Origin of the sequence: Paracoccus spongiarum (assembly GCF_030732095.1) — a bacterium.
GTDB classification, from domain to species: Bacteria; Pseudomonadota; Alphaproteobacteria; order Rhodobacterales; family Rhodobacteraceae; genus Paracoccus; species Paracoccus spongiarum.
In genome coordinates, this window is record NZ_JAVAMQ010000003.1 from 85749 (window position 1) to 111564 (window position 25816).

Annotated in this window: 30 protein-coding genes; 2 read left to right on the forward strand and 28 right to left on the reverse strand. The window is 68.5% G+C overall.

Going from position 1 to position 25816, the window contains the following annotated elements:
- Window positions 1-100 precede the first annotated feature (100 nt).
- The 23 genes from Q5Y72_RS04190 to Q5Y72_RS04300 form a co-directional block, all read right to left on the reverse strand.
- Window positions 101-1177 carry a DUF2793 domain-containing protein gene (locus tag Q5Y72_RS04190; RefSeq protein ID WP_305962148.1) on the reverse strand — a complete coding sequence of 359 codons (1077 nt, stop codon included), beginning with the start codon at window positions 1175-1177 and terminating at the stop codon, window positions 101-103.
- A 10-nt stretch (window positions 1178-1187) separates the two neighbouring features.
- Window positions 1188-5153: a baseplate multidomain protein megatron gene (locus Q5Y72_RS04195; protein WP_305962149.1), complete on the reverse strand. Its 3966-nt coding sequence runs from the start codon at window positions 5151-5153 to the stop codon at window positions 1188-1190.
- Between the two features lie 9 nt (window positions 5154-5162).
- Window positions 5163-5594, reverse strand: coding sequence for an NlpC/P60 family protein (locus Q5Y72_RS04200; protein WP_305962150.1), 432 nt, complete (start codon window positions 5592-5594; stop codon window positions 5163-5165).
- Window positions 5591-6475, reverse strand: coding sequence for a phage/gene transfer agent baseplate hub protein (locus tag Q5Y72_RS04205; protein ID WP_305962151.1), 885 nt, complete (start codon window positions 6473-6475; stop codon window positions 5591-5593). The genes Q5Y72_RS04200 and Q5Y72_RS04205 overlap by 4 nt, the downstream gene beginning before the upstream one ends.
- Window positions 6472-6681, reverse strand: coding sequence for a hypothetical protein (locus tag Q5Y72_RS04210; RefSeq protein ID WP_305962152.1), 210 nt, complete (start codon window positions 6679-6681; stop codon window positions 6472-6474). Before Q5Y72_RS04210 ends, Q5Y72_RS04205 begins: the two co-directional genes overlap by 4 nt.
- Window positions 6678-7322: a lysozyme gene (locus Q5Y72_RS04215; protein WP_305962153.1), complete on the reverse strand. Its 645-nt coding sequence runs from the start codon at window positions 7320-7322 to the stop codon at window positions 6678-6680. Before Q5Y72_RS04215 ends, Q5Y72_RS04210 begins: the two co-directional genes overlap by 4 nt.
- Before the next feature lie 5 nt (window positions 7323-7327).
- The gene (locus Q5Y72_RS04220; RefSeq protein ID WP_305962154.1) at window positions 7328-7459 is read right to left on the reverse strand and encodes a hypothetical protein; all 132 of its coding nucleotides are present in this window, start codon (window positions 7457-7459) and stop codon (window positions 7328-7330) included.
- Entirely contained in the window at window positions 7452-7802 is a 351-nt protein-coding gene (locus Q5Y72_RS04225; protein ID WP_305962155.1) for a hypothetical protein, read from the reverse strand. The genes Q5Y72_RS04220 and Q5Y72_RS04225 overlap by 8 nt, the downstream gene beginning before the upstream one ends.
- The gene (locus Q5Y72_RS04230) at window positions 7799-8425 is read right to left on the reverse strand and encodes a DUF2460 domain-containing protein (RefSeq protein WP_305962156.1); all 627 of its coding nucleotides are present in this window, start codon (window positions 8423-8425) and stop codon (window positions 7799-7801) included. Before Q5Y72_RS04230 ends, Q5Y72_RS04225 begins: the two co-directional genes overlap by 4 nt.
- Before the next feature lie 3 nt (window positions 8426-8428).
- Complete coding sequence (locus Q5Y72_RS04235; RefSeq protein WP_305962157.1) at window positions 8429-10864, reverse strand: phage tail tape measure C-terminal domain-containing protein; 2436 nt, start codon at window positions 10862-10864, stop codon at window positions 8429-8431.
- Window positions 10857-11000, reverse strand: coding sequence for a DUF7697 family protein (locus Q5Y72_RS04240; RefSeq protein ID WP_305962158.1), 144 nt, complete (start codon window positions 10998-11000; stop codon window positions 10857-10859). The genes Q5Y72_RS04235 and Q5Y72_RS04240 overlap by 8 nt, the downstream gene beginning before the upstream one ends.
- An 83-nt stretch (window positions 11001-11083) precedes the next feature.
- Window positions 11084-11521 (reverse strand): hypothetical protein, encoded by a 438-nt coding sequence (locus Q5Y72_RS04245; RefSeq protein ID WP_305962159.1) that lies wholly within the window; start codon window positions 11519-11521, stop codon window positions 11084-11086.
- Entirely contained in the window at window positions 11521-12459 is a 939-nt protein-coding gene (locus Q5Y72_RS04250) for a phage tail tube protein (RefSeq protein WP_305962160.1), read from the reverse strand. Before Q5Y72_RS04250 ends, Q5Y72_RS04245 begins: the two co-directional genes overlap by 1 nt.
- Before the next feature lie 24 nt (window positions 12460-12483).
- Entirely contained in the window at window positions 12484-12903 is a 420-nt protein-coding gene (locus tag Q5Y72_RS04255) for an acyl-CoA transferase (RefSeq protein WP_305962161.1), read from the reverse strand.
- 130 nt (window positions 12904-13033) lie between these two features.
- Entirely contained in the window at window positions 13034-13756 is a 723-nt protein-coding gene (locus Q5Y72_RS04260) for a hypothetical protein (RefSeq protein ID WP_305962162.1), read from the reverse strand.
- A gap of 87 nt (window positions 13757-13843) precedes the next feature.
- Window positions 13844-14476, reverse strand: a complete 633-nt coding sequence (locus Q5Y72_RS04265) for a DUF6441 family protein (protein WP_305962163.1) — start codon at window positions 14474-14476, stop codon at window positions 13844-13846.
- Window positions 14473-14784, reverse strand: a complete 312-nt coding sequence (locus tag Q5Y72_RS04270) for a head-tail joining protein (protein WP_305962164.1) — start codon at window positions 14782-14784, stop codon at window positions 14473-14475. The genes Q5Y72_RS04265 and Q5Y72_RS04270 overlap by 4 nt, the downstream gene beginning before the upstream one ends.
- Window positions 14784-15119 carry a DUF2190 family protein gene (locus Q5Y72_RS04275; protein WP_305962165.1) on the reverse strand — a complete coding sequence of 112 codons (336 nt, stop codon included), beginning with the start codon at window positions 15117-15119 and terminating at the stop codon, window positions 14784-14786. The genes Q5Y72_RS04270 and Q5Y72_RS04275 overlap by 1 nt, the downstream gene beginning before the upstream one ends.
- A gap of 75 nt (window positions 15120-15194) precedes the next feature.
- Entirely contained in the window at window positions 15195-17249 is a 2055-nt protein-coding gene (locus tag Q5Y72_RS04280; protein ID WP_305962166.1) for a prohead protease/major capsid protein fusion protein, read from the reverse strand.
- A 5-nt stretch (window positions 17250-17254) separates the two neighbouring features.
- Window positions 17255-18784, reverse strand: coding sequence for a phage portal protein (locus Q5Y72_RS04285; RefSeq protein WP_305962167.1), 1530 nt, complete (start codon window positions 18782-18784; stop codon window positions 17255-17257).
- Window positions 18784-18993, reverse strand: a complete 210-nt coding sequence (locus tag Q5Y72_RS04290; RefSeq protein WP_028030714.1) for a phage head-tail joining protein — start codon at window positions 18991-18993, stop codon at window positions 18784-18786. Before Q5Y72_RS04290 ends, Q5Y72_RS04285 begins: the two co-directional genes overlap by 1 nt.
- A 1-nt stretch (window position 18994) precedes the next feature.
- Window positions 18995-20998 carry a phage terminase large subunit family protein gene (locus Q5Y72_RS04295; protein ID WP_305962168.1) on the reverse strand — a complete coding sequence of 668 codons (2004 nt, stop codon included), beginning with the start codon at window positions 20996-20998 and terminating at the stop codon, window positions 18995-18997.
- A complete protein-coding gene (locus Q5Y72_RS04300) occupies window positions 20946-21542 on the reverse strand; it encodes a hypothetical protein (RefSeq protein ID WP_109667485.1) in 597 nt (198 codons plus the stop codon). Before Q5Y72_RS04300 ends, Q5Y72_RS04295 begins: the two co-directional genes overlap by 53 nt.
- Window positions 21543-21653: 111 nt before the next feature.
- On the opposite strand from Q5Y72_RS04300, the gene Q5Y72_RS04305 reads away from it, so the two are divergent.
- Together Q5Y72_RS04305 and Q5Y72_RS04310 are read left to right on the forward strand one after the other, a co-directional pair.
- Entirely contained in the window at window positions 21654-21926 is a 273-nt protein-coding gene (locus tag Q5Y72_RS04305) for a hypothetical protein (protein ID WP_066813809.1), read from the forward strand.
- A gap of 138 nt (window positions 21927-22064) precedes the next feature.
- Window positions 22065-22637 (forward strand): DUF3489 domain-containing protein, encoded by a 573-nt coding sequence (locus tag Q5Y72_RS04310; RefSeq protein WP_305962169.1) that lies wholly within the window; start codon window positions 22065-22067, stop codon window positions 22635-22637.
- 53 nt (window positions 22638-22690) lie between these two features.
- On the opposite strand, the gene Q5Y72_RS04315 is transcribed toward Q5Y72_RS04310, so the two are convergent.
- The 5 genes from Q5Y72_RS04315 to Q5Y72_RS04335 all read right to left on the reverse strand — a co-directional run bounded on the left by Q5Y72_RS04315 (window position 22691) and on the right by Q5Y72_RS04335 (window position 25796).
- On the reverse strand, window positions 22691-22915 hold the full coding sequence (locus Q5Y72_RS04315) for a DUF7220 family protein (protein WP_305962170.1): 225 nt from the start codon (window positions 22913-22915) through the stop codon (window positions 22691-22693).
- Window positions 22912-24288, reverse strand: coding sequence for a site-specific DNA-methyltransferase (locus Q5Y72_RS04320; RefSeq protein ID WP_305962171.1), 1377 nt, complete (start codon window positions 24286-24288; stop codon window positions 22912-22914). Before Q5Y72_RS04320 ends, Q5Y72_RS04315 begins: the two co-directional genes overlap by 4 nt.
- A gap of 416 nt (window positions 24289-24704) precedes the next feature.
- The gene (locus Q5Y72_RS04325; RefSeq protein WP_305962172.1) at window positions 24705-25085 is read right to left on the reverse strand and encodes a DUF6362 family protein; all 381 of its coding nucleotides are present in this window, start codon (window positions 25083-25085) and stop codon (window positions 24705-24707) included.
- Window positions 25078-25278 (reverse strand): hypothetical protein, encoded by a 201-nt coding sequence (locus Q5Y72_RS04330; protein WP_028720215.1) that lies wholly within the window; start codon window positions 25276-25278, stop codon window positions 25078-25080. Before Q5Y72_RS04330 ends, Q5Y72_RS04325 begins: the two co-directional genes overlap by 8 nt.
- Window positions 25275-25796, reverse strand: a complete 522-nt coding sequence (locus Q5Y72_RS04335) for a hypothetical protein (protein WP_305962173.1) — start codon at window positions 25794-25796, stop codon at window positions 25275-25277. Before Q5Y72_RS04335 ends, Q5Y72_RS04330 begins: the two co-directional genes overlap by 4 nt.
- Window positions 25797-25816 lie beyond the last annotated feature (20 nt).

Sequence of the window (25816 nt, forward strand, 5' to 3'; positions counted from 1 at the left end):
TGGCTGTAGGGAACCCGATCCCCCGATCTCGGCGCTTCGGATCCCATCATTCTGCACGCGCATGCCTGCTCCCACATCACGGCACAGTCCTTCAGTGCAATTACCCGACCTTGCAGCCCCAGAAGGACGTATGATCGGCCGCGAAGTAGCCGTCGGCGGCTCGGAAAGTGCCCTGCAACTCTACGGTGTCGCCCTGGGCGAGCGGCGCCATGCTCTGCAGCCAGAGCGCCGTCGCCTCGGAGGCGTGCGCCCCGGAAATCTCGCCGCGCGAGCCTCGGATTTCCGTCGTGCCGTTCAGCACCAGCCGCCCGCGCATGCGCGCATTGGTGCTGGAGTTGATCTTGTAGAGCAGCGTCGCGCCGAACAGATATGTGCCGGCGACCGGGGCGACGAAGCGGTTGTTGCCGGCGTCGAACGCGCCCTGATCGTTATAGTCGGTGTTGTTGATGCCGATCTTGGTCCAGCTGTCGACGGCGACATAGTTGTCGTAGTTGGTGAAGCCCTTGAAGCGCGGCAGCCGGGGCTGGTCGACGATGCCGGTGGCGTTGTCGACGATCAGCCCGTCGAAGAAGCTGCTGCCGTCGGCGGAGACGGCAAGCCGGAACCTCTCGGAGCCGAACAGGCCCATCAGCGCCTTGGTGACGAAACCGGTCTGCAGCGTCAGGCCGAGGTCGCGGCCAGCGGCTTCCTTGTTCATGGTGTAGAACAGATCGCCGGTGCCGCCCTCGGCAACTGTCTTCGCCGTCCAGAGCGCGGCGTTCAGCTTGGCCGAGAACGGGTTTGCGGCGTCGGCGGTGGTGCCCAGCCCGAGCAGCGCGAGGCTCTGCAGCGCGGCGGGCGTCGTACTGACCCAGCCCGAACCGCCGTAGACCAGCAACCGGCCTTCATCCTCGACCCATGCCCGCCAGCCGGTCCGGGGCGGCAGGCGCAGCCAGGTCCCATCGGTCCAGAGCGCGACGTTCAGGTCCCAGCCAGCCCACGCGCCGGTGGCGCCGGAGGCGACGATGTAGCGATCGCGGTCGGTAGGACTGACGGGCGGCGCGGTCAGGTCGCGGTCGAGGACGGAGAGCTGCACGAGCCCGTCGAGCAGCCGCAGCGCCTCATTATGGGTGACATGCTTCTGCGCCTGCGCCGCGAGGATGTAGGGCAGCAGGAGATGGGTTGTGGCGTCGGACATGGGATTGCCTTCAGAAGCTGAGCGTGACGGTCTTCGCTGCGCCCCGCCCGACGAGGGCGGAGAGCTGGAAGATGCGGATGGTGAGCGTGTCGCCGGGGCCGAGCAGCGCGCCCCAGTCGGCGGTCTGCTGGGCGGCGGTGTAGACCGCGCTGGTCGTGGTCGTAGACAGCACTCGCTTCACCGTGGCGCCGTCGAGGATCTCGACCTCGTAGGCCTCGATTTCTTCAGCCAGCGACGCCTCGACTGCGCCCCAATTGTCGGCCGAGAGGGCGCGGGACCGCCGCGTCCAGCGGATGGTCAGATCGCCGGGTGTGCGCGGCGCGCGCCAAGGCTGCGCGACATGGGCGACGGAGAACGGCCGCAGCCCCATGCCCACTGGCGTGAAGCTCTGCGCCACATAGGTCTCGTCGCTGACCGGTCGGCTTGCCGGGCCGATGCGCCAGTTCCAGGGCAGCCCGAGATCGGCCTCGGCAATCGGCAGCGGGGCGAGGCTCTCGTCCAGCACTACGACCCGCGCGCCTGCAGGGGCCGGGTTGCCCATCGCGCTCTCGGTGCCGCGCTGGCCACGCAGAAGCCGGGTCAGGCGATAGCGACCGGGCGCCAGCAGTTCCGCCGTGCCCGCCTGCACGATCTCCCAAATGCCCGGCGCGGTTTCCACCGCCAGCGCATTGGCGCCGCCGAACAGGGTCAGGTCGGTGACGCTCTCCAGGGTGCCGGTCAGCAGGTCGACCACCAGCGCGTTGCCGAGGTCGAAGCGCGAGGTGGGGCCCGCGTAGAGGTCCGAAACCAGGACGCCGATCCACGTCCGGCTTCCAAAGGTCGTCAGCAGCTCAAAGCCGTCGCTCGAAGGGCTGCGGAACACCGCCATCTCGCCCGGCCAGGGAACCGCGTGCGCTGCGATGAGCGGCCGATGGGCGGGCTGGTCCTCGGAGAGCTGTGGCAGGTCCAAGAGGACCGCGTCCGGCGCGCCGAACACCACGGCCCTCGTCAGCGATGCCGCGCGGGGATTGCCGGGCGGCAGATCGTAAGCTTCCCAATCCTGGCGGACGGCCTCGATGCCGCGCGCCTCGGCATCGGCGACGGACACCAGCCGGAACTCGACCTCGCGTCCGTCATGGGCAAGCCGGATCACGTCGGCCGGATCGAGCGTGAGCCGCGATGGCGGCAGACGGAAGGCCGCCGTCTCGCGCCCGACCCATGCTTCCATCAGCGCGCGGCGGCAGCGGCGCTCGGCTTCCTCGGGCGGCACCGCCATCGGGAAGCTTTCCGAGGCGATGCGCGTGGTGTCGACGGTGATGCGTCGCGCCTCGACGAGCGCCGCGTCGTAATCCTCGTCGGCGCGGGCCAGCTGCCATTTCAGGGCCTGCGGCAGTTCCGTCTCCTGGCCGCGCGTCAGTTCCAGCACGTCGCCCTCGCTGGTGGCGACCAGATCGTCCGGCGCGATGGTGGCGACGGAGGCCCGGCCGCGCATCACGAAGCGGATGATGCCCTCGGTCTCGACGGCATCAAACCCGAAATGCCGCGAGAGCGTGGTGATCGAGGCGCGCGGGCTTTCCAGCGCGGTGATGGCGTAGCCCTCGACCGCGCCCCAGAGGCCGGTGACGTCGATCCTCACCTCCGGCATGCCCGCGCGCAGACAGAGATGGCGGACAAGCGCCGCGAGCGACACCGCGCCCAGCCTCCCTGTCAGCCAGTGCCCGAGCCGCCAATTCGGCCCGTCCGTCCAGACCCCGGTCAGTTCCGGGAAGAACGGATAGGGCCGCGCGTCCCAGGTCCAGGCGGCGCATTCGGGAACGTGGACCATGCGGCCGCCGTAGACAGACGAGGTCGGGTTGTTCGCGCCCTGACCCCACCAGAGGTAACTGGCCTCGAGATAGGCGCGCTGGATTGCGTCGTCGCGCCAGCCGCGCGAAAAGTAGGGCGTGAAGCTCTCGGACGACTTGGGGTCGAAGAAGACGTTCGGCTGGTTGGTGCCTCGGTCGGTGGCGGGGCAACCGAGTTCCGTGAACCAGACGGGCTTCGATTGCGGCACCCAAGCGGTGGGCGTGCCGCTCTCCACCCCGCCCGGCCGGTTGAAATGCGGGTTCGACCACCAGGCGCGCAGATCCTTGTAGCGGAAGACCCACGGCTTGCCGGCGGCGCCATCGGTGATCAGGGTGCGCACCTGCGCCGAACGGTCGGCTGCCGATGCATAAAACCAGTCGAAACCTTCGCGGCCCGCGATGTTCGCCTGCAGATAGGCCCGGTCGTAGATCGCGGGCCAGCTTTCGGTCGCGTCGGCGTGCCCGAACCCGTCGCGCCAGTCCGACAGCGGCATGTAGTTGTCGATGCCGACGAAATCGATCTCCGGATCGGCCCAGAGCGGGTCGAGGTGGAAATAGACGTCGCCACTGCCGTCGCTGGGATGGTGCCCGAAATACTCGGACCAGTCGGCCGCATAGCCGATCTCCGTCCCCGCCCCGAGAATGGCGCGCACATCGGCAGCGAGCGCCTTGAACGCGGTGACGGCCGGATAGCTGCTGGCGCCCGAGCGGATGGTGCTCAGGCCGCGCATCTCAGAGCCGATCAGGAAAGCATCGACCCCGCCCGCCACCGCGCAGAGATGCGCGTAATGCAGCATCATGCGGCGCAGACCCCAGTCGCCGGACGGGCCGGTCCAGGAGACGGTGTCGCCCGAGATCGCGAAGTCGGAGGGGGCCGCGCTGCCGAAGAAGGCCGCGACCTGGCTCGAAGCCGTGGCCGTCTTGTCCACGCTCCCGGCATAGCCCGCCGCGGGCGAACAGGTGATCCGGCCGCGCCAGGGGAATGTGGGCTGGCCCGTCTCGGCGGCGTTGTCGGAATACGGGTTCGGCAGCGTGTTGCCGGGCGGGACGTCCATCAGGATGAAGGGATAGAAGGTCACCCGCAGCCCGCGCGCCTTCATCTCCTTGATTGCCTCGACGACAGCGAAGTCGGCCGGCGTGCCGCCATAGACGGGGCGATCCTGGTCATCGCGGCTGACGAGGAAGGCATTGGCGCGGCTGACGCCATTGACCGACCAGCCGACCGGCGCCGTGGATTTTGCCGCAACCTCGACGCCGGGGCGCAGCTTGCACGATCCCGCGCGCAGGTCGTCGCCGAACCAGGCGACGACGAGGCTGACGCTCTCGACGGCCGGCGCCATGGCCTGCAGGCGGTCAAGCGCGACCACCATGTCGGCGGTGTCCGCGCACGCGTTCAAGTTTTCGGCTTGCGTCGCGCCGCCCGAGGATTTGCGGATGGATTGGGTGGCATAGGTGAACTCCCCCGAGGCCGGGATCAGGGTGACGGCGCGGGTCAGGCCTTCGGCCGTGTCGGGGTCGGCGAGTGGCCGGAACACCTCGAAGGAGAGCTGCGGCAGGCGGTTGCCGTAGCTCGACAGCGGCAGTTCCTCGAAGACGACATAGGCCGTGCCGCGATAGGCCGGAGTGTTCGCCGCCCCCATCTTGGCCGAAATGAACGGATCGGCCGACTGCGTCTCGTCGCCCGGATACCAGCGCCAGGTGACGCCGGAGAGGTCCATCGGCTTGCCGTCCGCCCAGATGCGCCCGATCCCGGTGATCGGCCCCTCGCAGAGCGCCACGGCAAAGCTTGCATAGTACAGATATTCGGTCGTCTTGACCTTGCCGCCTCCACCGCCCTTGCCGCCGCCCTGCGTGGTTGTCTTTGTCTCCTCGCGGAAATCGGTGGCCCAGATGATGTTGCCGCCGATCCGCATGCGGCCGTAGAGCCGCGGGATCACCGCCCCCTCGGTCGAGGAGGTGATGCGCAAGCTGTCGAGCCGCGCCCCTTCGATCCGCTGCGTCGGTGCGAGCGAGGACACGATCCAGCTGTCAACGACCGAGCCGATGGTGGAGCCGATGAAGCCGCCGATGGTCGCGGCACTCACGCCGAGGATCGCGCCACCGATCGAGCCGCCGATGGCGGCACCGGCGGCACCGAGAATGAGGGTGGCCATGTCGGGGTCTCAGCGTTGCGGGAAGAGGAAAGCGAAGGCGATGCGCCGCCGCCAGGCTGCCGTGAGCGGCTCCTCGATCACGCCGAGCCGCTCGTAGGCATGGAGGAAGGTGTCGGGGCCAGTCAGTATCCCGACATGCTTAGCGATGGCGCGCGGCAGCATCCGAAAGAGGACCAGCGCACCGGGACCGGCATCTGCCGGGACGATCTCCGGCATCATCCGTCGCGCGCCCTCGGCCAGAACTTCGCGCGGGCCCGTCTCGCCCCAGTCCCGGCTGTAGGGCGGGATCGGGAACGGCTCTGGCCCGACGACCTCGCGCCAGACGCCCCGGGCCAGCCCGAGGCAATCGCAGCCGACGCCCTTGAGGCTCGCCTGGTCGTGATACGGCGTGCCGAGCCACGAGCGTGCGACGGCGACGACGCGCGTCGGATTGGCGTTCACAGCACAGACCCCTCGTGGCCGCCATCCTTCGTGGCATAGCGCAGCACCGCGTCCTGGCCGGGGATATGCGGGAAGCCTCGGAAGTTGACGGTGTTGGCGAACCTCGCCCCGCATGTCTCCATGCGCTTGTCGCAACCCGCGCGAATGGTGAAGTCATCGCCCTCAGAGATGGACCGCACCGGCACTTCGAGCAGTGTCAGGACAGCAATGCCGTCGGTGACGTCATGGCCCAGCACCTCGGTGCGCCGCCCCGCATTCGCGCCGCTCGTCCAGTCCAACGTGCCGAAGGTGAACCAGCCGGAGGCGAACCCACCGAGGCCTGAGGCGGTGAAGGCCCGGTCCCGCAGGAGATCGATGACGGCGCCCGTGCCCTTGAACGCCGGATCCTCGAGATCGACGCCGCAGCGCCCATCGCCGAGCGCGGCGTCGCAGGTCGCCTGGAAGGTCCGCCCGACCGTCTGGCCCAGCACATGGGCGAGCGAGCGGACCTCGGCCACGAAGGCCAGCCGCCCGCGCCGAATCTGGCCGATGGCGCCACGCCGCATCAGCACGCGCTGCGCGGTGTCGGCCCAGTTCACCCGCCAGACCTCGACCGCCGCGTTGTCCCAGCGGCCATCGAGGATGTCGGTCTCGGTGATCCGGTCGGAGGTCAGCACACCTTCCGCGTCCTGCGCATCGACCGACAGATCCGAGCCCGAGCGGACCTCGGACGCCGTCAGCCCGCTCTCCGGTTCGAAGTCGGTGCCGTCGAAGCTCAGCGTGCGGTCGTGGTCAGTGAAGCCGAAGGTGACGCCGTCGGCCCGGGCGATACGCCAGCACCAGCCGAGCGTCGTCGTGCCCTCGTCGAGATGGACTTGCAGAGATGGAGCGAGGGATTTCACTTTCGCCCCCAGCCGCGAAGCACCGCCAGAAAGGCCAGTGCGGACGAGACGACACCGCCGCCAGCGCCGGTCAGCGCGTAGAGGTTGAAGGGCCTCAGGTCGAAGGTGCCGGTCGCCAGATCGAAAACAGCCAGCCCGCCCATCGCCAGGCCAGAGGCCGCCAGACAGGCAAGGTAGATCAGCCCACGCGCGAGGTTCCAGTTCATGATGTTGCCTTTCCTTTGAAATGGTCCAAAAGCCTCCGCCACCAGGACGAGGCGACAACGGATTGCGTCGGCACCGGCACGCTTGCGGGGCGCAGCAGCGCCAGCGCCTCGTCCTCGGTCAGGCGCCGGATCGGTCGCGAGAAATCGACGCGGCCGTTGCGGTCGACCGACCAGACGGGGATCGTTCCGGCGGGATAGCAGCCCGTGGCGAAGAGATCGCGTTCTGCCTCGCGGCGCGGGCGGATCGCGGCGGGTTTGAGCCAACCCATGAAGGCTGTTGCCGCAGCTGCCCGGTCGCCCGCGTTCAGGTGCCGGGTCAGCGCCGCCTTGGCGATGCCGCCGGTGTTGTAGTGAAACGAGACCAGCGCATCGAACTCGTGCGGGGCCAGCGGCACCTTCACGGCGCGCAGGACGGCGGCCTCGTAGCGCGCGAGGTCGGACCGGAAGACCCGGAACGCCTCGCGGATCCCGGCGTCGAGATCGGCGGGCATGCCGCGCGGCATGGTGGCCGGGTCAAGCAGACCGGCTGCAGCCGTGTGGCCAATGCCGAAGGTCCAGACCTGTTTCACATCCGTGTAGGGTCCGGGCACGATGCCTTCGTGCCGGACGAGGGCCAGAAAGCCCCGGTCGGTCATCTGCATGGAAATTACCCCAGAAGAGAGAGGATGAGGATCAGCGCGGCGACGGCGAGGCCGACGCCCAGCCGGTGGCGGAAGGCCTGGCCGGGATCGGACGGGTCGCAGCGCAGGGAGCGCGCGAGGCGGAGAAGGTCATGCATCGCCATCGCCTTTCCCGGCATGGTGCAGACGGGCGAGCAGCACCTCGATGAAGGCGGGGCCGAAAACGCCAACCAGATAGGCGGCCGAGCCAGCCGCGCCTCCGGCCGGGATCGCCTCGGGCGGCAGGCCAAGCCAGCGGGTGATGATCGCCATCGACAGGCTGCCCATCCCGGCCGCGATCAGACCGCCAAGCAGGATGTGGCGCAGCGCGTCGCGCAGCCGCATCTTCGTCGTCAGCGCGTTGGTCGCGCCCCCGAGCGCACCCCAGGCGGCGAGGATCACGGCGGTAGAGGCGATCAGTTCCTTCAGCGCCGCCGCCAGAAATCCGGTTTCGTCATTCATCGTCGGATCTCCAGAAGCGGGATGGAGGTGATCGTGCCCAGCCGCTCGAGGTCGAGCGTCACGTCGAGCGCGTCGGTGTCGAAGCGGACCGGGACATCGAACTCGAAGCCAGCGGTGACCGCGACGCCAGCGCCCGGCGCGGTGGTGAAGGTGATGACGCCGGTCGTGGTATCGAGGGACCAGCCTGAGGCCTGGGGTGCGCCATTCAAGGAGATGGTGACCGAACCCGCGACTGGCTTGGTGATCGTCCGCACCCATGTCTGGCTTCCCGAGGTGTAGCGCTTCACCAGCTGGAAAGCGGTCGTCGTGCCATCGCCGGTGGCGATCATCTGATCTGTCGGGGTCGGTGCTCCCGAGGGCAGGCAGGACTTGTGATCGCCCCAGTCCTTGAACCGGAAGCCATGGAGGCGACCGTTGCGGGCCTCGAAGAAGGCGACGACCGCTGCCAGATCATCGGCACGGCGGATGCCATAGGCGACATCGTAGCGACGGCGCGAGTTGGCCCAGCTGGCGTTGCGTTCCTCGTCGCCCGAGGCAAGCTCGACGATTTGCGTGCGCCGTTCCGGCCCACCCCGCGCGCCGCGACTGATGTTGTCGGGAAACCGGACCTCATGGAACGCCATGGCTTACATCCCCCGGCGCCCCAGCGCGACCGCCCGGGCGATGTCCGCCGCTACCTGCGTGCGGGACTGCCGGAAGCTCTCGGCGTCGCGCGCCATGATGGTGACGTTGACCCCGCCGCCCGCGCCGTAGCTCTGCGCTTCGCGGCGCGAGAGCACACGCTCGCCCCGCTGCAGGATCGCGGGCACCTCGTCGTGGCGAAGGCCAACCGCGCCGCCCGAATGCATCCGGGGTGCGGCGGCAAAGGCCATGGCCGGGACCATGCGCGAAGGCCCGGCCGATCCGACCATACCGCCCGCGTGCAGGATATTGGCGAAGATCCTGCCCGCGCCGCCGAGCGCGCCCGAGAGCGCGTTGGCGATGGGGCCGAGGATGAACCGCCGCGCCGCCAGTTTTGCCAGATCGGCGATGAGCGAGGTCACCAGATCGCGGAAGTTCAGCTTGCCGGTCTTCACGAACTCACCGACCGCGTCCTCGGCCGACTGGAAGGCGCTGACAAGGCTCTGGCCGATATCGCCGCCGATCTCACGTGCCCGGCTGGCATAATCCGAGAGCGCCGCCGTCACCGCCTGCCATCCGGTCAGGGCATGCTCCGCCCCTTCGCCAGCGGCGGTTCCGGCGTCGCGGGCAGCACCTCCTGCACCATTGGCAGCGGCAGTGGTGTCGTCGAGCCCGGTCGCGAGCGCATCGGCGGCGGTCGCGGCGTCCGTCAGCGCGACCTCGGCCTCCGTGCCGGACCCGGTCACGGCATCCTTCAGCGCCTGCCAGGCAGCAAGCGGCCGGGTCGCGGCATCGGTCAGCATGCCCGCGGCCTCGCGATAGGCATCGGCTCGGGCACTCGCATCATCCGCCATGGCGCCGAGACCGAGATCGGGCGGAGTGATGTAGGTCCGAGAAAGCGCCGCCGAGAACGCATCGGCCGCCGCGGTACCAGCCGCCGTTGCCGCGCCCTCGAAGGGGTTATCGATCCGGCTCAGGTCGACCGGATCGAGCGTGCCGATCCGCACCCCGCCTTCCCCTGTCGCCCATTCGGGCAACAGGGCCAGCGCGGCGTTCAGCGTCTCGATAAAGCTGTTGATGCGGGTGACGACACCGTTCAGCATCGCCTCGACCCCGCCGATCAGCCCGTTCGCGGCCTGGTAGGCGAAATCGCCGATAGCTCCCGGCAGGCTGCCCCAGATCGCCACCGCGCCGTCATAGGCTCCTTGGAAGATCGCGACGGTGCGGTCACCGAACCCCACGACGCCCGCGACAGTCCCGTCGAGCGCCGAGAGTGCTGCGGCCTTCAGCCCCTCCCATCCGGCGGCCATTCGGGCCAGCGCGGCGTCGAGCGCGAGCCCGACCCGCGACCAGACCTCGGAGGCCAGATCGGAGAGCAGCCGGAACGCTTCGCCGACCCCGCCCACGCGGGCGACGATTTGGGAAAGTTGATAGATCAGCTCCCCGACGCCGACGATCAGAGCACCGATGCCGGTGCGGATCAGCGCCCCGCGAAACACGACGAGCGCGGTGGCCAACCCGCGGACCGACAGCGCGGCGGCGGCCAGCCCTGCGACCCAGCGGCCCGCGAGGAAGGCCGCGAAGGTCACGGCATAGGTGGTCAGGCGGCCGATATTGTCGAAGAGGCCGCGAATGACGATGCCGAGCGGGCCGGTCCGGCTGGCGATAGCGGCCATGGCGTTGGCAACCGCCTCGAGCGCCGGGGCCGCAGCGACGGCCAGCTGGTTCGAGAGCCCGCGCCAGATCAGCTCAAGCCGGGAGATGGCATCGTTCGTGCGCTCGATCTGGTCGGCGTCCTGTTCGGAAACGACGACGCCGAAGGCAAGCACGTCCTCGGTCGCCTGGCGCAGTGTCGCAGTGTCGATGCGCGACATGGCGATGGAGCCTTCCTCGCCGAAAAGCTGACCCGCGACGGCCGCGCGTTCTGCAGCGGGCACGAACTCTTCGATGGCGGCGTTGATCGCGCCGACGCGCTGGTCCAGCGGCAGGGCGATAAGCTCATTGGCCGAGAGCCCCAGCCGGTCGAGCGCGTCGGCCGCGGGACCGCTCCCGGCGGCCGCCTGGCTGAGACGACGCGTCAGATCCTTCGTGGCCTGCTCGATGCCGGACATCGAAACGCCCGCCAACTCGCCCGCGCGCTCCAACGTCTGGATCGAGGCGACGGTGGTGCCGAGCGACTGCGCGAGTTTCGCCTGCGTATCGACGGTCTGGAGGCCCGAGCGGATCATCGCCACGCCAGCGGCGGCGGCTGCAGCCACGGCGGCTGCGGCGGCCACACGCACCCGCCGCGAGAAGGCCGCAAGCCTGGTGTTCGCGGCCTCCATCTCCCGGCTGAGCCGTCCGAAGCCTCGGGCACCGGCTTCACCGACGCCTTCCAGTTCGGCGCGCACCTGCCGACCACCGACCGCCGCAAGGCGGACGCTGACGCGTTTTTCAGCCATTGGGGCGTTCCATCTGTTCGTTGAGTTTCGCAACCATCACCGCTTCGATGACGGGCAGCAGTTCGGCCGCAGCAGTGGTTGGCACGCCGAGGGCGTCGCCAAGGGCGAGCGCCGCCGACATGTCCCAGCCGATCACCGCGCCGGGCAGAACCCGGAGTTGGCCGCCGAGGCGGCCGACCAGGTCCCAGACCTGCCAGCCCTCAAGGGTCAGCGGCCGGTTTAGCCGCGCCGGGCAGTCCGGGCACGTCGTTTGGCAGGCGTCGCAATATCGGTCGCCCCCGCCGAAGAACCATTCGGCGAGAGCGCGGAGTCGTTTTTTTCCTGTTCCAGCAGCAGGCCCTTCGAGACATAGGTCAACTGGAACGCCTCGAAGATCGGCCAGATGTCGAGCAGCGCGTCAATAGCCTCAGGGCTGGGATCGATCGGCTTGCCTTCCGCATTTCCGATACCGTCCCAGGCGAGCACCGCCCGCCGCGCCAGCGCCTTGGCGAAGGCGACGGCGCGTTCCTCGTCGGACGCCTCGTCCGGCACCGCCTCGACGGCGGGATCACTGCGGGTCGCCACCATCAGAGCGGTGGTCAGCGGGCGCAGCTGCACACGGACGCCAGGGGCGAGGTCATGCCAGCGGGGCGCATTGGTCAGGTCGAGCGTCAGCATCAATACGTCTCCACATCGTTCACAAGGGTGGCGGTGCACATCCGGCCGACGACGCTGTCGCGCGCGGCCTGCCAGTCGAAGGTCGCCTGCACGCCCTGCGGCCCGGAAATCTCGATGCGCGGGCGCGGCAGGTAGACGGCGTGAACGGTGAAGGTGAAGCTCTCGCCGGACGGCAGGACGTAGGCGAACTCGAGCTCGCAGGGATCGCCGTTGATCGCCTGCGTCACCAGTGTGCTGTCGGCGAACCGAACCTCGATGGAGCCGGTCAACGCGGCGATGGAGGGATCCGCGCCGTCGATGCGGCCGTCCGAACGGATGGTCTCGATCCGGTCGAGATTGTTGGCATAGGTGATGTCGGCCGAGACCACGTTGCCGAGGGCCGAACCGTTCCGCGTGATCGACCCGTTGAAATGGCCGAAGCGCTTCAGTTCCAGCGCGGCGGGCGTTCCGGCGCTGGCCGTGGTCCCGACCGTCTCGCCCTGCGCCACCAGCCGGGCCGTCGCGGTCAGCAGCCCCGAGCGCTGCATCTGCCAGGTGATCTGGTCGAGCACGCAGCCGGAATACATGGCGTAGCGCGGCACCTCGGGCATGCCGGTCTCGATTGAGAGGCTCGGCAGCGTCCAGGCGCCCGACTGGAATTCGTGCGTCCAAGGGCCGGTGCCCGTGGTCGTCGGTGAGCCGAAGGCCGCTTTCAGCCAGAAACCGAACGCTTCGGCATCGAGCGGCACGACGACGTCGCCGTCGGCCGTCACCGCATCCTTGATCGGTGCCAGCGGATCGCGGCCATAGCCGAGAAGCTCGGAGTTCAGCAGCGGCTGCTCCGCGCCGAGCGTGGTGCTGGCGAAGGGCATCTTCGTGAAGCCGCCAGCGGGCGGCGTGCCATACGTGGTCTCGAACGCAAGCGCCATCTGCGCCCGCGCCCCTTGGGCTCGTGCCATGGTGTTCTCCTCGGGTTGTCGGGATCAGCCGAGCGGGTCGGCCGTGGTGTAGTGCAGGACGACCGGGATCACGGCGGCCTTCAGGCTGGCCGCACCCTCGACCGGCAGATCGACTGGCCTCGGCGCTTCCGCCTCGACCCAGTCGCAGAGCCCACCCAGCGTCCGGTCGGCGGCGAGCGCCGCGCCGATGCTGGCGGTCAGCGTGTCGAAGGCAATGTCACGGTCGGCGCCTTGCACGACCGCCTCGATCTCGGCGCGGTGCTGGTAGTGGTAGGCGAGCGGCGACAGCGTCACCTCCGGCTCCCCCGGCTCGCCGTCGCGCAGGATCAGCAGGCCATCAGTCGGCACGCGCTCCGGCAGCACCTCACCGCGCAGGGCAGTGGCAGGCAGCGCCGAGAGCCGCGCGTGCAGCGCGGCGAGGATGATTTCGCGGGGGGTGGGCATTGGGGATCTCGAAGCCTTGATTGGAGCGGCGCATGTGCCGTAAAAGTTGAGTATGGAATGCTTGTCGAACCACAGTTCGGTTCATTCATTTAAATCTCCGAACTCGAAAGCCACTCCCGTCCAAGACCCATTAATTGAATCGCCTTGAGTACCTTTCTTCCACCGTAAAAGTATAAGCATCATCACCTGTTTTTGTGATGTACAGCGCTCCGCTTGGTGGCGATTCCAGCTCGTACATGAAATTTCCTAGTACGTCCGTTTTACCTCTAAGAAATAAATCAACATGCAGCTCGCTTTCGGACAAGGAAGCAAATATCCCTACTGGAATCAGTGTCTCAAACCGATTTCCACTGCTGTCCATCGAGTGAATCTGTATGTCCATCTGCGTACCCTCAGTTATCGTCTGAAATAGCCACGGCACATGGCAGCGTTGAAACAGAACCCGTGAAACAGAAAGTGCTCCAGGATCGACAACCAGTCCCTCAAAGTCCAAATTTGCACTGTCGGAACGGAGTGTAACTCCATCCGACGAGAATCCTTCCTCGTTCTCTACACGGCTTTGAACCAACAAAACCACATCAAGGATGGCAGAAGGCCTGTTTCCGGTATTGAAAGATGCGATGTCAAAGAAGCACTCGGCCACTCCTGGGGTGGGTGAGAAGCCAAAGGATACCAGCTGTATTCCAAGCGCAGATCGCTGCAGATAGTATTCCTGATACGGGCCGATGCTTGAGACAAGTAAGGCAAGGCAAGAAATGAGAATTGCAAGCCCTTCGGCTACATGCCTTGTGACAAAGTTACCTCTGGACCCTTGGCTATTCGGCGGCATGTTTTTCTGTTCTGTCTCGCTCATACTGCCTCCACGAAATGCCTAGGAGGTTAGGGAAAGCCGCATCTTGCGACAACAAATATCTAGGTCAAGTCGTTGATCCTACGGTTGTTAGGGTAATCCACCCGCTAGCCAGTTCGCCACGATCAGCCCCGGCACGCTGTCCAATGCCCGGTCCGCATCCCGTGCCAGGTCCAGCCGCTTCGGCAGCTTGACCTGCGGCACGAGCAGGAAGATCGGTGCGGTGACCTTGCCGCGACCGGTCTTCGAGCGCGACACCACCGCCTGGCCCTTCGTGTTCAGCCGCCCTTCGGCCACCAGCAGGCTCGGGCCCGTGCGGCGATAGACGAACCGCAGCCGCAACCCGCGTCGCCGTTCCCATTCGCCAGGCGTGATCCGGCCGCCGCGCAGGGACTTGCCTGCGGCGGGCAGCGGAATCGCCAGCCAGACCCCATCCTTCGAGCGGATCAGCGGGCCCGTGTCGTGCGCGCCGACGATCACCGGCGCCTTCGACCAGACCAGCGCTGCCGCGTCCAGGCTCTCGCCCGACCTCGGGAAGCTCTGGCTCCGGATCGAGTTGGCCAGCCGTGTGCCGAGCCCCGCGCCAGTGATCTGCAACCGCCATGCGCTCTTCAGCCCGGACCCGGCCTCGCGCATGGCGGCGGTCACCGCGCGTTCGCCCGCCGCCACCTCGGCCGCCATCATCGCGACGATGTCGGGATCGATGTCGAGCTTCAGTTTCACGCGGGCCTCAGATCTACGGTCCAGACCAGCCGCTCGCGGTCGCGGATGGGCTCGCCCTGGATGAGGAAGGCGTCGCCGTCGATCTCGATCCGGTCGCCGGGACGCGGGTTCGCCACCTCGCCGACACGCAAATCGATGCGGGTGGTTTCCGACCAGAGCCGCGCATCACCGAAGTCGGAGACGACATCCGCGCGCAGGGCGATGACGCGCACCAGCACGGGTGCGCCGCCGTCGGCGATATAGACCGCGTCCCGGCCGATGTTCGGATCGGCGAAGAGCGCGCCGACGGCGGCGGCGAAGGCGCTCATCAGAAGGCCGCGTTCAGGCGCACCCGGCCGATGGTGTCGCCCGCACCGCTCGCCACCGCCTCGACGGCCACGCCTACAGACGTGTTGTCGGTGGCGACCGTGGTGCAGCGCTTGTTGGTGTCGTCCCAATAGACCTTGGCGCCCACGGTCCAGGCCTGCGAGCCGACCTTTGTGATGTCGAAGACGCCGACGAGTGCTGCCTCGACGGGATCGCCGAGGGCGGCGTCCCCGGCCGCGATGCCGAAGATGGAGCCGACGAGCAGGCCATCGCCGGAGGCGACGGCGTAGGGCGCGGTCAGGGTGATGGTGTTGCCGGGCTGGACGTAGTTTTTCATGACGGGGATCCTTGTGGAAAGACGAAGGGCGGCCCGATTGGACCGCCCCGTGTGTCAGGGTTCAGGAAGCGCGCCTTACGCGCCCGGGTTCTTGTAGAGACCGCGCCAGTCGATGGCCTTGGCGCCGAAGTCGAGGCGGCATTTGATCTCGACGCCGTCCACGTCGAAGCCGTTGCGGGTCTCGATGTAGGCGCCCTGCTGGCCCTCGAGATAGGCGTACTCGATGGTGTCGATCTGGTTCGGGCTGGCCGCCAGATACCAGGCGGTCTCGCTGGCGGCGTCGAGGCGCGGCTCGCTGATCGGCGCCAACGTGCGGATCGACTGCGGCACCACGCTGGAGGTCGCGGCGGGCACGAGGTTCTGCGCGACCAGCTGCTCGGCCTTCAGCTCCAGCGAGGCGGGCACGATCAGGAAGGCGGGGCGGACGTTCAGCACCGTCTTCTTGTCGAGCCCCGTCTGCTTGGCCATGGCGGCGCGGGCCGCGCCCACGCTGCTGACATCGAGCGCCGCGCCGGTCCCCGCGAGGTTCTTGTGCGTGGTGTGGAACAGCGCGTTGCCGTCGGCCATCGCCGGGTTGGCGGTGATGATGCCCCAGACCACGTCCGATTCCAGCTGGGCGATGGAGTTGCCGTACATCGCCGGGATCCGGGTGAAGGCGTCGAGATCATCGTTGATCAGCGTCTGGCGCGTGATCGCGACCACCCGGCCATAGGTCTTGACCTTGTAGCTCTCCTTGCTCTCGCCCAGCGTCCCGCGCTTGAACTCGCCGCTCTCGCCGACCTCCAGCAGCTGCGGCGCCTCGCCAAGCTGGACACGGTGCATGGCCTTGAAGTCGGTGGCGAGCACCTGACGGCAGAACAGCATGAAGGTCCGGGGATAGGCCTCATAGGCTTGCCGGAGCGTCTTGTTGGTGACCGCCGACAGGATCTCGGGGAAGTCGGAGGTGGAGTGCAGCGCCCGCGTCGCCACCTCGTCACGCGACAGGCCCCGCGTGTTGACCCCGGCATTGCCGAGGCTTTCGCGGGCCAGTTCCAGCAGCGTCATGCCGCGGTACTGGCGCGCGGCGTCCTCGAGCTGGAAGAGCGTCGGGCTGTAGCGGTGCAGCAGCGCGTTGGCCACCGCGTCGCGGCGGGTGATGCGCTCGTCCCGGCCGCCCAGCGGGACAGAGACATGGGGGAAGGTCCGGGTCTCGTCCGACTTCGCGGCGACCTGGTCGAGGATCAGGCGGCGGGACTCGTCGACGCTGACGCCGCGCTTGACCAGATCCTCGGCGAAGCCGCGCTCGAGGTTCAGCCGCCCGGCCAGATCGTAGATCGTGGAGACGCGATCGCGCTCGGCCTCGCGGGCGCGGGTGGCGACCGCTTCGGTGTCGGGTGCAGGAGTTGCCTGCATCTTCGGCTGCGCGCGTGTCTCACTGGCCGCGACCTTCGGGTCGGGCGCAGCCGCTTTCGGCTCGGTCATGGGGGTGTCCTCGGTTTCGACCGGCGCGGTCGGCTGGGTGGTGGGGGTTGCGGCGTCGCTTGCCGGGGTTTCGGTCTTGTCCGTCATCGGGATCGATCCTTTCGTGCTTGAAGGGGCGTCCCGGCGGTGGAGGACGCAGTCGTGAAGGGGATGCTGGGCGCGGAAGCCCGCGGCGGGGTCAGCCCCGACCGCGACGGCGGAGACCTCGAACGGGGTCCAGTCCACTGCGCGCCAGAGTTCGCGGGCGGCCTCGGGTTTCGAGACCTCGAAGCGGTGGACCTGGTAGCCGATGGAGACCGCGCGGATGTGCCCGGCCTGGATGTCGCGCCAGATCGGCTCGACATCGGCACGCTCGGAGATGCGCACGAGCGCGATGCCCCGGCCGTTCTCGATCCTCGCCGAACCCGGCACGACCGAGCCGATCACTGCATCGAGCGTGTCGAGCTCATGCACCTTCAGGAACGGCGCGCCCGCGTTCAGCCGGTCGAGCCTCACATGGGCGGGATCGAGGCTCAGTTCCTCGTCATAGGGCTCGCCGAAAAAGGTGGCGCGGCGGACGCGGGCCCCGGTCGACCAGACCACCTCGACGGTGCGGCTGTCGGCATCGGCGGTGTTCGGAGCAAGCTCCGCCGACCGGCGCATGGCCGGCAGTTCGATCATCGTGTCCATGAAGGTCAGTCCTGTTGGTCGGCCTGCGCCGGGTCATTGTCCGCGTCGGCGGCCGGGTCGTCGTTCGCCGGATCGCTGCTCTGCGCGCTGCCGGTCTTGGTGACGCGGCGCGGGTCGCTGTCGAGCACCAGCCCCAGCCCGTCGAGCTTGGCGTTGGTGGCGGCGATCTCTGCCAGCACCGCGTCCGGGTTGCGTCCCTGTTTCGCAATCACCTCGGCCAGCGTCATGGTGCCGGACCGGATCGACAGCAGGTTCGCCATCGCGTCCTTCTGCGGATCGACCGCCTCGAACTTCGGCGGCGACCATTCGACCGGCACGGTCGGCGACGGGATTTGGCCTGCAGCCCATGCGGCTTCCGTGAACCATCGCCAGACCGGCGCGCAGAACATCGGGATGAACAGCTGCCACTGCACGGCGTCGATCTGGCGGCGGAACTCGACGAGGCCCGCGCGGATCGAGGAATAGTTCACCTGGCTGAGATCGCCGGTCATTAGCTCGTAGGGCACCCGGAACCCGGCCGAGATCGTATGCAGGCTGGCCCGCTTGTATTCGCCGTAACCGCCGGTAGCGACGGGCTGGTTGAAGCGGATGTCCTTGCCGCCGCGCGCATAGGCGATCAGCCCCGGCTCGAACTGCTCGACCCGGTTGCCGTCGGCGTCAACCACCGAAGGCGCGATGCCCTGCTGTGCCTCGTCGTCGCCAAACACGATGGCGGTGACGCAGGCCTCGGTCTTCTTGCGGACCAGTTCCGCCACCTCGTAATCGTCGAGATCGCGCAAGGACCGGATCACCGGCGCGCCCCAGGGGACGCCGCGCGCCTGAGTCCTCTGCTTCTCGTAGACATGGGCGATCTCGGTCGCCGGGACCGGGCGGCTCTGCAACCCGTTCTGCAAGGCACCATAGGCGTCGCCAGGATGCTCGGCATGGAGCCAGTAGGCGCGGCGCTTGCCGACCGGATCGAACTCGATCCCCTGGACCAGCCGCCCCGCGCCGAGGACGCCGGATTTCGTGGCGTCGAGGAAGTCGGCTTCCAGAACCTGCAATTGCAGCGGCACCGGCAGGCCGTCGCTCGTCCGTCGCAGCCTGCGACGCACCAGGACTTCTCCCGCCTCGACCATCTCGCGGCAGATCAGCGTCTGCAGGCCGTAGAAGTCGAGCTGGCCGTCGGCATCGCACTCCGCCGTCCAGCGTTCGAAGAGCGCGTCCACCTTGCGGTCGAGCGTGTCGTCGCCGCTGGCCGCGCGCGGCATGATGCCTGCGCCGATGATGTTGTTCACCAGCACCGCAACGGCCTTGGCCGCATGCGGGTTGTTGCGGACCAGATCGCGCATCCGGTCGCGCAATAGCGCCCCGGCCACGCCGATCTCGGTGTCGGCCGAGGATCCCGGCGCGCGCCAGCCCTCGGTCCGCCGTCCGCGCGCGGCCCCGTCGTAGCCCCGCGTCAGGGTCTCGAACGCCTGACGCGCCATCACGCGGCGCGCGGCCATGCGCGGGGCCACCGTCGCGATGGCGTGGTCGAACCAGGTCGCCGACATCACCGGTCCCCGCGCGAGAAGCCCGCCAGCCCGGCGACGGGCAGCGGCCGCGTGGTGCCCGCGATGGCGCGCTCGATAGTCCGGATACGGGCGAGCAGGTCCTCGGCCGAGCCGTAATCCACGGACTTGCCGTCATAGCTGACCCGGGTCGTGCCGCTGGCATAGGCGCGGCGCAGCGCCGAGAGCTCGGTTTCCGTCCAGTCGGTCATGTCAAAACCATCCTCCACGCCGCCCGAGCCAGTCGGAGCGGCGCTTGCCCTGCGGGGCCTGTCCCGGCCGGTTGATCTGCCCGGCGGGATCGGTGTCGGTGGGGGCCGCCCCGAGCTGATCCTCGAGGTCGCGCCATTTCTCGTCCGGCCAGCGGTCCGCGCCCGCGATCCAGGCGGCGGCGCGGGCATAGACCCGGCAATCCAGCGCCTCGTTGCGTTCGCGCAGCTTCTGCCATTCCAGCCGGGCGAAGCCGCGTTTCGTGCGCACCGTAACCAGCTGCTCGGCCACGAACTGCTTCAGCCATTCGGTCTCGACCCAGTGCGGCAGATGGACCGAGCCGGGCGGGAACGCCGCCCCGTCGGCCATCTCCTCATCGGTCGGGCGCGCCAGCCGCAGGAAGCGGTAGGTCTCGGCCTTGAAGGTCGAAACCGCCACGGTCCAGAGCCGTGCCCCGCGCCGGAGGCGTTTGCCTCCCTCGGTCGCATCGACGAAGGTCGGCCCCGACACCGGGCTCGAGCGGTTGAACCCCTCGACGCCCTTGACCGGCGACACCTGCCCAAACCCCTGCGCCCGCGACCAGGAATAGACGGCCGGGGCCTCGTAGCCCGTGTCGATCGCGAGCCGCGCGATCCGCAGATGCGCGCCGCGTTCGTGCGGCCAGCTTCGATCCAGCAGCGCCGTCAGTTCCGACCAAGCGTCATGCCGATCCGGTCCGCCCTCGATGACGACGTGATCGACGAGCCAGCTTTCCAGCCCGCGGCCCCAGGCCCAGACATCGACCTCGATCCGGTCCTTCTGCACGTCGGCTCCGGCCGTGAGGAACAGCCCGCCCGCTGGCACCGTGCCGGATGTCCAGCGCTCGCGGCGGTCGTAGAGCCGCTGCCAGTCCGGCGCTTCCCCGGTCTCCACCCAGGTCTCGCCGAGGATGGTGTTGCGGAACGCCTTGATCGCCTCGTCCGACCCCTGCGCCGCGTCCCATGCCCGCACGATCCGCTCCCAGCTCAGCCAGCCGATCGGCGAATAAAGCGCCGAGAGGTGATACCCGACCGTGGTCGGATCGGCGGCCGTGGCGGTCGCCCGCCATTCGCCACCCTCCAGCATCGCCGTCTTGTGGTGCTCCGCGATGGGCTGTTCGCAACCCTCGCAGGGATATTCCGCCGTCTCAGGGCGGCCCTTCTGCCAGCGCAGCCGGTCGAACTTCAGCCACTGCATCACGCCGCAATGCGGGCACGGCACGAAGAACCGGCGCTGGTCGGACGCCTCGAACTCGCGCTCGATGCGCGACAGCCCCCGGATGGTCGGCGTCGACACCAGGTAGACCTTGCGCCGATGGGCGAAGGTCAGCGACCGGGCCTCGGCCAGCGTGACCGGATCGCCTTCCTCGTCGGCCGAGGCGGGATAGGCATCGACCTCGTCGAGGAAGATGTAGCGCGCCGGGGTCGAGCGCAGCCCGACCGCCGAGTTCGCGCCCGTCATGATCAGGATGCCGCCGGCGAACTCCTTCGACAGCATCGTGTTGCCCGCGTCGCGGGACCGGGCCGGTTTGACCCGCTCCCGCAGCTCCGGACTTTCGTCGATCAGCGGATCGATCCGCTGGCGCGAGTTGCGTTTCGCCAATTCCACCGTCGGCTGGACCGCCAGCATCGGTCCCGGCGCCTGATGGATCGCGAAGCCGATCCAGTTGTTGCCCGCCTCGGTCGCGCCGACCTGCGCGGCCTTCATGAACACGATCCGCTGCGTGGGATCGCCAGGGCTCAGCCGGTCCATGATCTCGCGCATGTAGGGCGTGCGTACCGTGCGATACCGCCCTGGCTCGGCCGAGGCGCGGCCCGACAGCATCCGGTGCCGGTCCGCCCATTCCGAAACGGTCAGGTCGGGGTCGGGCCGCAGCCCGTTGCCCCAGGCGCGCAGGATCTCGCCCGCGCCGTCGAAGTCCGTCAGTGCGTCATCGTCACCGGAAATCGGGCCGGACCTCGGCGAGTTCGTCGAGGTGGGCGCGTACATGTCTCTCCAGGACCTTCTGCATCGCGGCGGGCTCCACGGTGATCTGCTGGCCGGTCGCGTCGCTGCACGAGGCAGAGAGCTCGGCCGCCATCAGCGCCGCGGCGCGCGCGGGCCAGTTGACCCAGGCGTCCCGTTCCTCCCGCGCCAGGCGGAAGACCAGCGCCAGCGCGCGGGCGCGCTCGATCAACTCCCCCTTCAGCTTCTGGAGCCGGATGCGCCGCTCCTGCGCCTTCAGCACCTCGTTTGCGGTCTTGGCCTGCAGGAAGGTCGTGCCGCCGCCGACCGCCGGGACAGCCAGCCCCTGTTCGCGGAGCGTGTCGCCGACAGCGGCGACCGCCGCCTCGGGGACAGGCTTCAGCTTCGGCGCGGGCGGCTTCCTCGTCTTCGACGGGTCTGTTGTCTCGGCGCGCCGCGCATCGCTGGCGGCCGCGTTGATGCTGCCGTCGGGATAAAGGACCAGGCGCTCGGCGGTCTTCGCTTTCTGGATCGCGCCCCGCGACAGCCCGACATGGGCGGCGTACTGGCGCTCGCTCATGCCCTGCATCGACGGCTCCGATTATCTTTCCAAATCATGTGCTTATCGAGTTGATAAGCGTCGCGACCGGAGCGAACGTCCATCCCACAAGGACGATGCAACTCAACCGGAGCAACCGAGATGACCACGCGCCTGAACCCGATCACCACCCCGCGCCACGAACTCCGCGCCGAGAAGGCGCGCCGGAACAAGGAGGCCGCACTCGCGGCCTTCATCGGCAAGAAGGCCGAGATCGACGAGATGCTCGCCCGCCTGCAGGCGCTCAGCGACGACCATTTCAACTGCCACCCCGACGAGGCGGGCTGGGCCATGGTCGGCACCCTCGAACACTACGCCAGCCTCCTGAAGCGCATCACCGACAGCGCCTTCGGCGAGGGCGAACACGCCCGCTGATCTCTGGCGCTGCCGGAACTCCCGCCGCGCGCCCTGCGCGGTGAGCCCGAACCGTGGCCCCAGTGGGGCCGCGTAAGTCGGGCGAACGGGTCGTAGAAGGCGCCGCATGACGCGGGCCTCGAGCAAGGAGACGTCCCCATGACCAAGCTGTCCGACACCCAAGCCATCATCCTCAGCGCTGCCGCACAGCGCGAAGACCACATCGCCCTGCCGCTGCCCGATAGCCTGCGCGGCGGAGCCGTCGCCAAGGTGGTCGGCGCGATGCTCGCCAAGGGCTTCCTGCAGGAGGTCGACGCCGACATGCGCAAGGGCGAGCTCGTCTGGCGCGAGACCGGCGACGGCCACGGCGTCACGCTGGTCGCCACCGACGCGGGCCTCGCCGCCATCGGCATCGAGCCCGAGGACGCGAACACCGCGCCTGCGGGCGCGACGGACGCGCCTTCCGAGGAGTCTGCGCCGACGACCCCCACTGAGCCCGCAGCCGCGCCCAAGGCGCGCACGCCGCGCGAGGGCACCAAGCAGGCCACCCTGATCGCCATGCTGCGTGCGCCGGACGGCGCGACAATCGAGGAGATCATGGCCGCGACGGGCTGGCAGTCGCACACGGTGCGCGGCGCGATGGCCGGGGCGCTGAAGAAGAAGCTCGGGCTCGAGGTGACCTCGGAGAAGGTCGAGGATCGGGGGCGCGTGTACAGACTTCCCGCCGCCTGACGCGCCGGACCCCGACAAGCTGATGGCCGCCGTCCCGCCGGGGCGGCGGTCGATCATTTGGCGCTCCGCATCCGGATCGCCTCGAACACGCGCCGCAAGGCGAAGGAACGGGCGATGCTCACCACCGTGAACAGAGCGCCCATCTTCAGGTTCTGCGCTAGCGTCGTGTGCAGCCCGAAGATCGGAAAGATAAGGATCTGCGTGACCACGGCGACGCCGTAGCCGACGACCACGTTGGCGACGGACTCGACCAGCGACATGAGGCGGGACTGCTTCATGCGGCGGACTTGCGCTTCCGCGCGGGTTCGGGGGCAGCGTCCGTGTCCGTCGTATCGGCCGGGGGTTCGGCGTCGTCGTCCAGCCGCTCAGCTCTCACCTGCGCGAAGGTCCGGCCATCGCCGTCGAGGATCCCGTCGCGGCCGGTCTCGGCCTGCCAGCGTTCCACGGCGACATCGACATAGGCCGGGCTGATTTCCATCGCGAAGACGCGGCGGCCGTTGGCTTCGCCCGCCGTGATCTGCGAGCCGGAGCCAGAGAATGGCTCGTAGCAAAGCCCACCGCGCGCAACATGCTGGCGCATCGGGATGCCGAAGGCGTCGAGCGGTTTCGGCGTCGGGTGATCAGGGCGCTCGTCCTTGGCGAAGGACGGCATCTCCCAAGTCGAGGGCAGCGTCTGCTCGGCCACCTTCGGTGGGCGGTTCGGTCGGCGCCAACCCATGAAGCAGGGCTCGTGCTTCCAGAGGTAGTGCGAGCGGGTCAGAACCCCGCGGTCCTTCACCCAGATGATCTGCTGATGCACAAACGCCCCGGCCTTCTCCCAGCAGGCTTCCAGCATCGCCTGGCGGCGGGAGGCGTGCCAGCAGTACCAGGCGGCATCCTCGGCGATGGCCTCGGCGACCGCCGCAGCGATGAAGCCGTCGTAGAGTTCCGCCCCCTGCGAACTGTCGTCCCATGTCGTGCCGTAGGATGCCGACCAGTCCTTGTTTCGCGTCGGGTGGTTGGAGCCGTCGTAGTCGACGAGATACGGCGGATCGGTCGCGAACAGCACCGCCCTCTCGCCGTTCATGAGGCGGCGCACATCGCCAGCGCTGGTGCTGTCCCCGCAAAGCAGGCGGTGATCGCCGAGGATCCAGAGATCGCCCGTGCGCGACGCCGGATTGCGCGGCGGTTCGGGGATGGTCACCGGCGGCACGGAGCCCCCGGCGCCACCGTCGTCACCGTCCCCCTCCGGCACGAAGGCCAGCAGCTTGTCCAACTCGCCGTCCGAGAAGCCGACCAGCGAGAGGTCGAAATCCTCGGCCAGCAGGTCGTTCAGTTCCGCCGACAGCAGCGCCTCGTCCCAGGTGCCGAGTTCCGTCAGCTTGTTGTCCGCGATCCTGTAGGCCCGGCGCTGCGCCTCGGTCAGATGGCCCAGCACGATCACCGGCGCTTCGGTCAGCCCCAACTGCGTCGCGGCCAGGACGCGCCCATGCCCTGCGATCAGTTCGCCGTCCTCGGCGACGAGGCAGGGCACGGTCCAGCCGAACTCGGCCATGCTGGCGGCGATCTTCGCGACCTGGTCCGCGCCATGCGCCTTCGCGTTCCTCGCGTAGGGCTGGAGCTTGGCCAGCGGCCACGTCTCGATCGCGTCCGGGGCGAAGCTCAGCGTCATGGTGGGCAAGGTTCCTCGGTCGGGTGGATGCCGGTGGCTTCCGGACTCCGGATGCCGGGCCGGACTCCACACGGGGTCCAGCGGCTACCAGCGGTGTCCGGTCGGAAGGCCAGCGTTCATTGGTGTTTGCGCGGGGCGCGCGTGGCTCCGGCTTCCGGGTGGCTTCCCAAAAATCCGGCCGTGTCGCTGGCGATGTCCCGCGCTTCGCCCGCCAGCATACGAAAACGCCCAGGAAGGAACCGGAAACTGCCGTGGGCTGGACCCCGGCCGGACCCTCGCTGGATACCGGGGTCCAGAAGGCCCCCGTCAACGCAAAGGGGAGAGCGAGCTTTCCAGCGCACTCTCCCCATCTTGCCTTCGGAATAGCATGGATCTGTTGCAGATGTCGAAGGAAAAAGTGTTGCAACACATTGGAGTCACTGCGCATTCAGGCGCGCAGCGATCTTGGTCAGCGCCAGCTGCCAGCGACGCCAAGCGGTCGTGCGGTCGCAGCCGAGTTCCCCGCTGATCTGCTTCCACGGCACCCGGGCCGCACGCGACCAGACCAGCTTGCGCTCCGCCTCCTCGATCCAGAGCACCCAGTAGAAGGTCTGCTCGAGCCGGGTGATCGCGGCGGCCGAGGGCCAGACCCGCATCGGCTGGGGTTCCATCGCCGCGATCTCGCGGCTGGTCCGCACGATGTCGGGCCAGGTGTTGAAGTAGCCCTGCGCCTTCACCGGTGGCAGCTTGCGCAGGGTGCGGAACGCCTCCTCGAAATGATCGGCGACGCAGTCGGCGGTCCATTCGCGATCAGCCATGGCGCGCCTCCCTGTCGGAAGGACGCGGGCCGTAGAGCTTCTCGCCGAGCTGGCGGACCAGTTCACGCTCGGGCCAGGTGAGGCGGTCGTCATCGGCGGAGACCGCGAGGACGCCCTGTTCCTGCCAGCCCTCGCGCTTGACCTGCTCGGGATCCCGGCGGCGGCCGCCGTAACCGTGGGGATGCCATCTCATGCGACACCCCCGTTCGTCTCGATCGCCCAGAGCAGCAGAGCGATCGCGTCGGCCTCGTTGTCGTCGGCGGGGCTGAAACCGCGGGCGCGGACGGCGGCGACCATGGCGGCCTTGTCGGCGTTGCCCTTGCCTGCGGCATGACGCTTGATCGTGCCGACCGGGACGCCCTCGTAGGGCACGCCGCGCAGTTCGGCCCATGCGGTCAGCGTGGCCATGAGCCCGCCGTAGATGTGGCTCGCGTCGGTGCCTGCGTGGCGGCGGACTTCCTCGAACCAGATCGCGGCGACGGGCCCGGACAGCCGGTCGATCTCGGTCAGCCAGTTGGTGAAGCGCAGATAGCGCATGCCGCCGCCGTCGAAGCGGCCGGGGCGAAAAGACGTCGTGCCGGAGGTGATAAGGCCGTCAAGGCCACGCAAAGCCCAGCCTGTCGTTGTCCCGAGATCGAGGGCAAGGATGGAGTACGCGGAAAGAGGCCCCGGTTCGAGGCGCAGGTCGGCAGTCTGGATGGTCGGCGTCATGTTGAAGGCTCACGGATCGT

What these genes read in the sequence shown, in the direction of transcription:
- Q5Y72_RS04275 (WP_305962165.1), bottom strand. Translation starts at nt 15,119, where the DNA reads ATGAAAAACTACGTCCAGCCCGGCAACACCATCACCCTGACCGCGCCC.
- Q5Y72_RS04285 (WP_305962167.1), bottom strand. Translation starts at nt 18,784, where the DNA reads ATGTCGGCGACCTGGTTCGACCACGCCATCGCGACGGTGGCCCCGCGC.
- Q5Y72_RS04230 (WP_305962156.1), bottom strand. Translation starts at nt 8,425, where the DNA reads ATGGCGTTCCATGAGGTCCGGTTTCCCGACAACATCAGTCGCGGCGCG.
- Q5Y72_RS04335 (WP_305962173.1), bottom strand. Translation starts at nt 25,796, where the DNA reads ATGACGCCGACCATCCAGACTGCCGACCTGCGCCTCGAACCGGGGCCT.
- Q5Y72_RS04270 (WP_305962164.1), bottom strand. Translation starts at nt 14,784, where the DNA reads ATGAGCGCCTTCGCCGCCGCCGTCGGCGCGCTCTTCGCCGATCCGAAC.
- Q5Y72_RS04190 (WP_305962148.1), bottom strand. Translation starts at nt 1,177, where the DNA reads ATGTCCGACGCCACAACCCATCTCCTGCTGCCCTACATCCTCGCGGCG.
- Q5Y72_RS04220 (WP_305962154.1), bottom strand. Translation starts at nt 7,459, where the DNA reads ATGCATGACCTTCTCCGCCTCGCGCGCTCCCTGCGCTGCGACCCGTCC.
- Q5Y72_RS04320 (WP_305962171.1), bottom strand. Translation starts at nt 24,288, where the DNA reads ATGACGCTGAGCTTCGCCCCGGACGCGATCGAGACGTGGCCGCTGGCC.
- Q5Y72_RS04295 (WP_305962168.1), bottom strand. Translation starts at nt 20,998, where the DNA reads ATGTACGCGCCCACCTCGACGAACTCGCCGAGGTCCGGCCCGATTTCC.
- Q5Y72_RS04310 (WP_305962169.1), top strand. Translation starts at nt 22,065, where the DNA reads ATGACCAAGCTGTCCGACACCCAAGCCATCATCCTCAGCGCTGCCGCA.
- Q5Y72_RS04260 (WP_305962162.1), bottom strand. Translation starts at nt 13,756, where the DNA reads ATGAGCGAGACAGAACAGAAAAACATGCCGCCGAATAGCCAAGGGTCC.
- Q5Y72_RS04300 (WP_109667485.1), bottom strand. Translation starts at nt 21,542, where the DNA reads ATGCAGGGCATGAGCGAGCGCCAGTACGCCGCCCATGTCGGGCTGTCG.
- Q5Y72_RS04325 (WP_305962172.1), bottom strand. Translation starts at nt 25,085, where the DNA reads ATGGCTGATCGCGAATGGACCGCCGACTGCGTCGCCGATCATTTCGAG.
- Q5Y72_RS04290 (WP_028030714.1), bottom strand. Translation starts at nt 18,993, where the DNA reads ATGACCGACTGGACGGAAACCGAGCTCTCGGCGCTGCGCCGCGCCTAT.
- Q5Y72_RS04250 (WP_305962160.1), bottom strand. Translation starts at nt 12,459, where the DNA reads ATGGCACGAGCCCAAGGGGCGCGGGCGCAGATGGCGCTTGCGTTCGAG.
- Q5Y72_RS04280 (WP_305962166.1), bottom strand. Translation starts at nt 17,249, where the DNA reads ATGGACACGATGATCGAACTGCCGGCCATGCGCCGGTCGGCGGAGCTT.
- Q5Y72_RS04315 (WP_305962170.1), bottom strand. Translation starts at nt 22,915, where the DNA reads ATGAAGCAGTCCCGCCTCATGTCGCTGGTCGAGTCCGTCGCCAACGTG.
- Q5Y72_RS04330 (WP_028720215.1), bottom strand. Translation starts at nt 25,278, where the DNA reads ATGAGATGGCATCCCCACGGTTACGGCGGCCGCCGCCGGGATCCCGAG.
- Q5Y72_RS04215 (WP_305962153.1), bottom strand. Translation starts at nt 7,322, where the DNA reads ATGCAGATGACCGACCGGGGCTTTCTGGCCCTCGTCCGGCACGAAGGC.
- Q5Y72_RS04225 (WP_305962155.1), bottom strand. Translation starts at nt 7,802, where the DNA reads ATGAATGACGAAACCGGATTTCTGGCGGCGGCGCTGAAGGAACTGATC.
- Q5Y72_RS04195 (WP_305962149.1), bottom strand. Translation starts at nt 5,153, where the DNA reads ATGGCCACCCTCATTCTCGGTGCCGCCGGTGCCGCCATCGGCGGCTCG.
- Q5Y72_RS04235 (WP_305962157.1), bottom strand. Translation starts at nt 10,864, where the DNA reads ATGGCTGAAAAACGCGTCAGCGTCCGCCTTGCGGCGGTCGGTGGTCGG.
- Q5Y72_RS04255 (WP_305962161.1), bottom strand. Translation starts at nt 12,903, where the DNA reads ATGCCCACCCCCCGCGAAATCATCCTCGCCGCGCTGCACGCGCGGCTC.
- Q5Y72_RS04210 (WP_305962152.1), bottom strand. Translation starts at nt 6,681, where the DNA reads ATGAACTGGAACCTCGCGCGTGGGCTGATCTACCTTGCCTGTCTGGCG.
- Q5Y72_RS04245 (WP_305962159.1), bottom strand. Translation starts at nt 11,521, where the DNA reads ATGCTGACGCTCGACCTGACCAATGCGCCCCGCTGGCATGACCTCGCC.
- Q5Y72_RS04305 (WP_066813809.1), top strand. Translation starts at nt 21,654, where the DNA reads ATGACCACGCGCCTGAACCCGATCACCACCCCGCGCCACGAACTCCGC.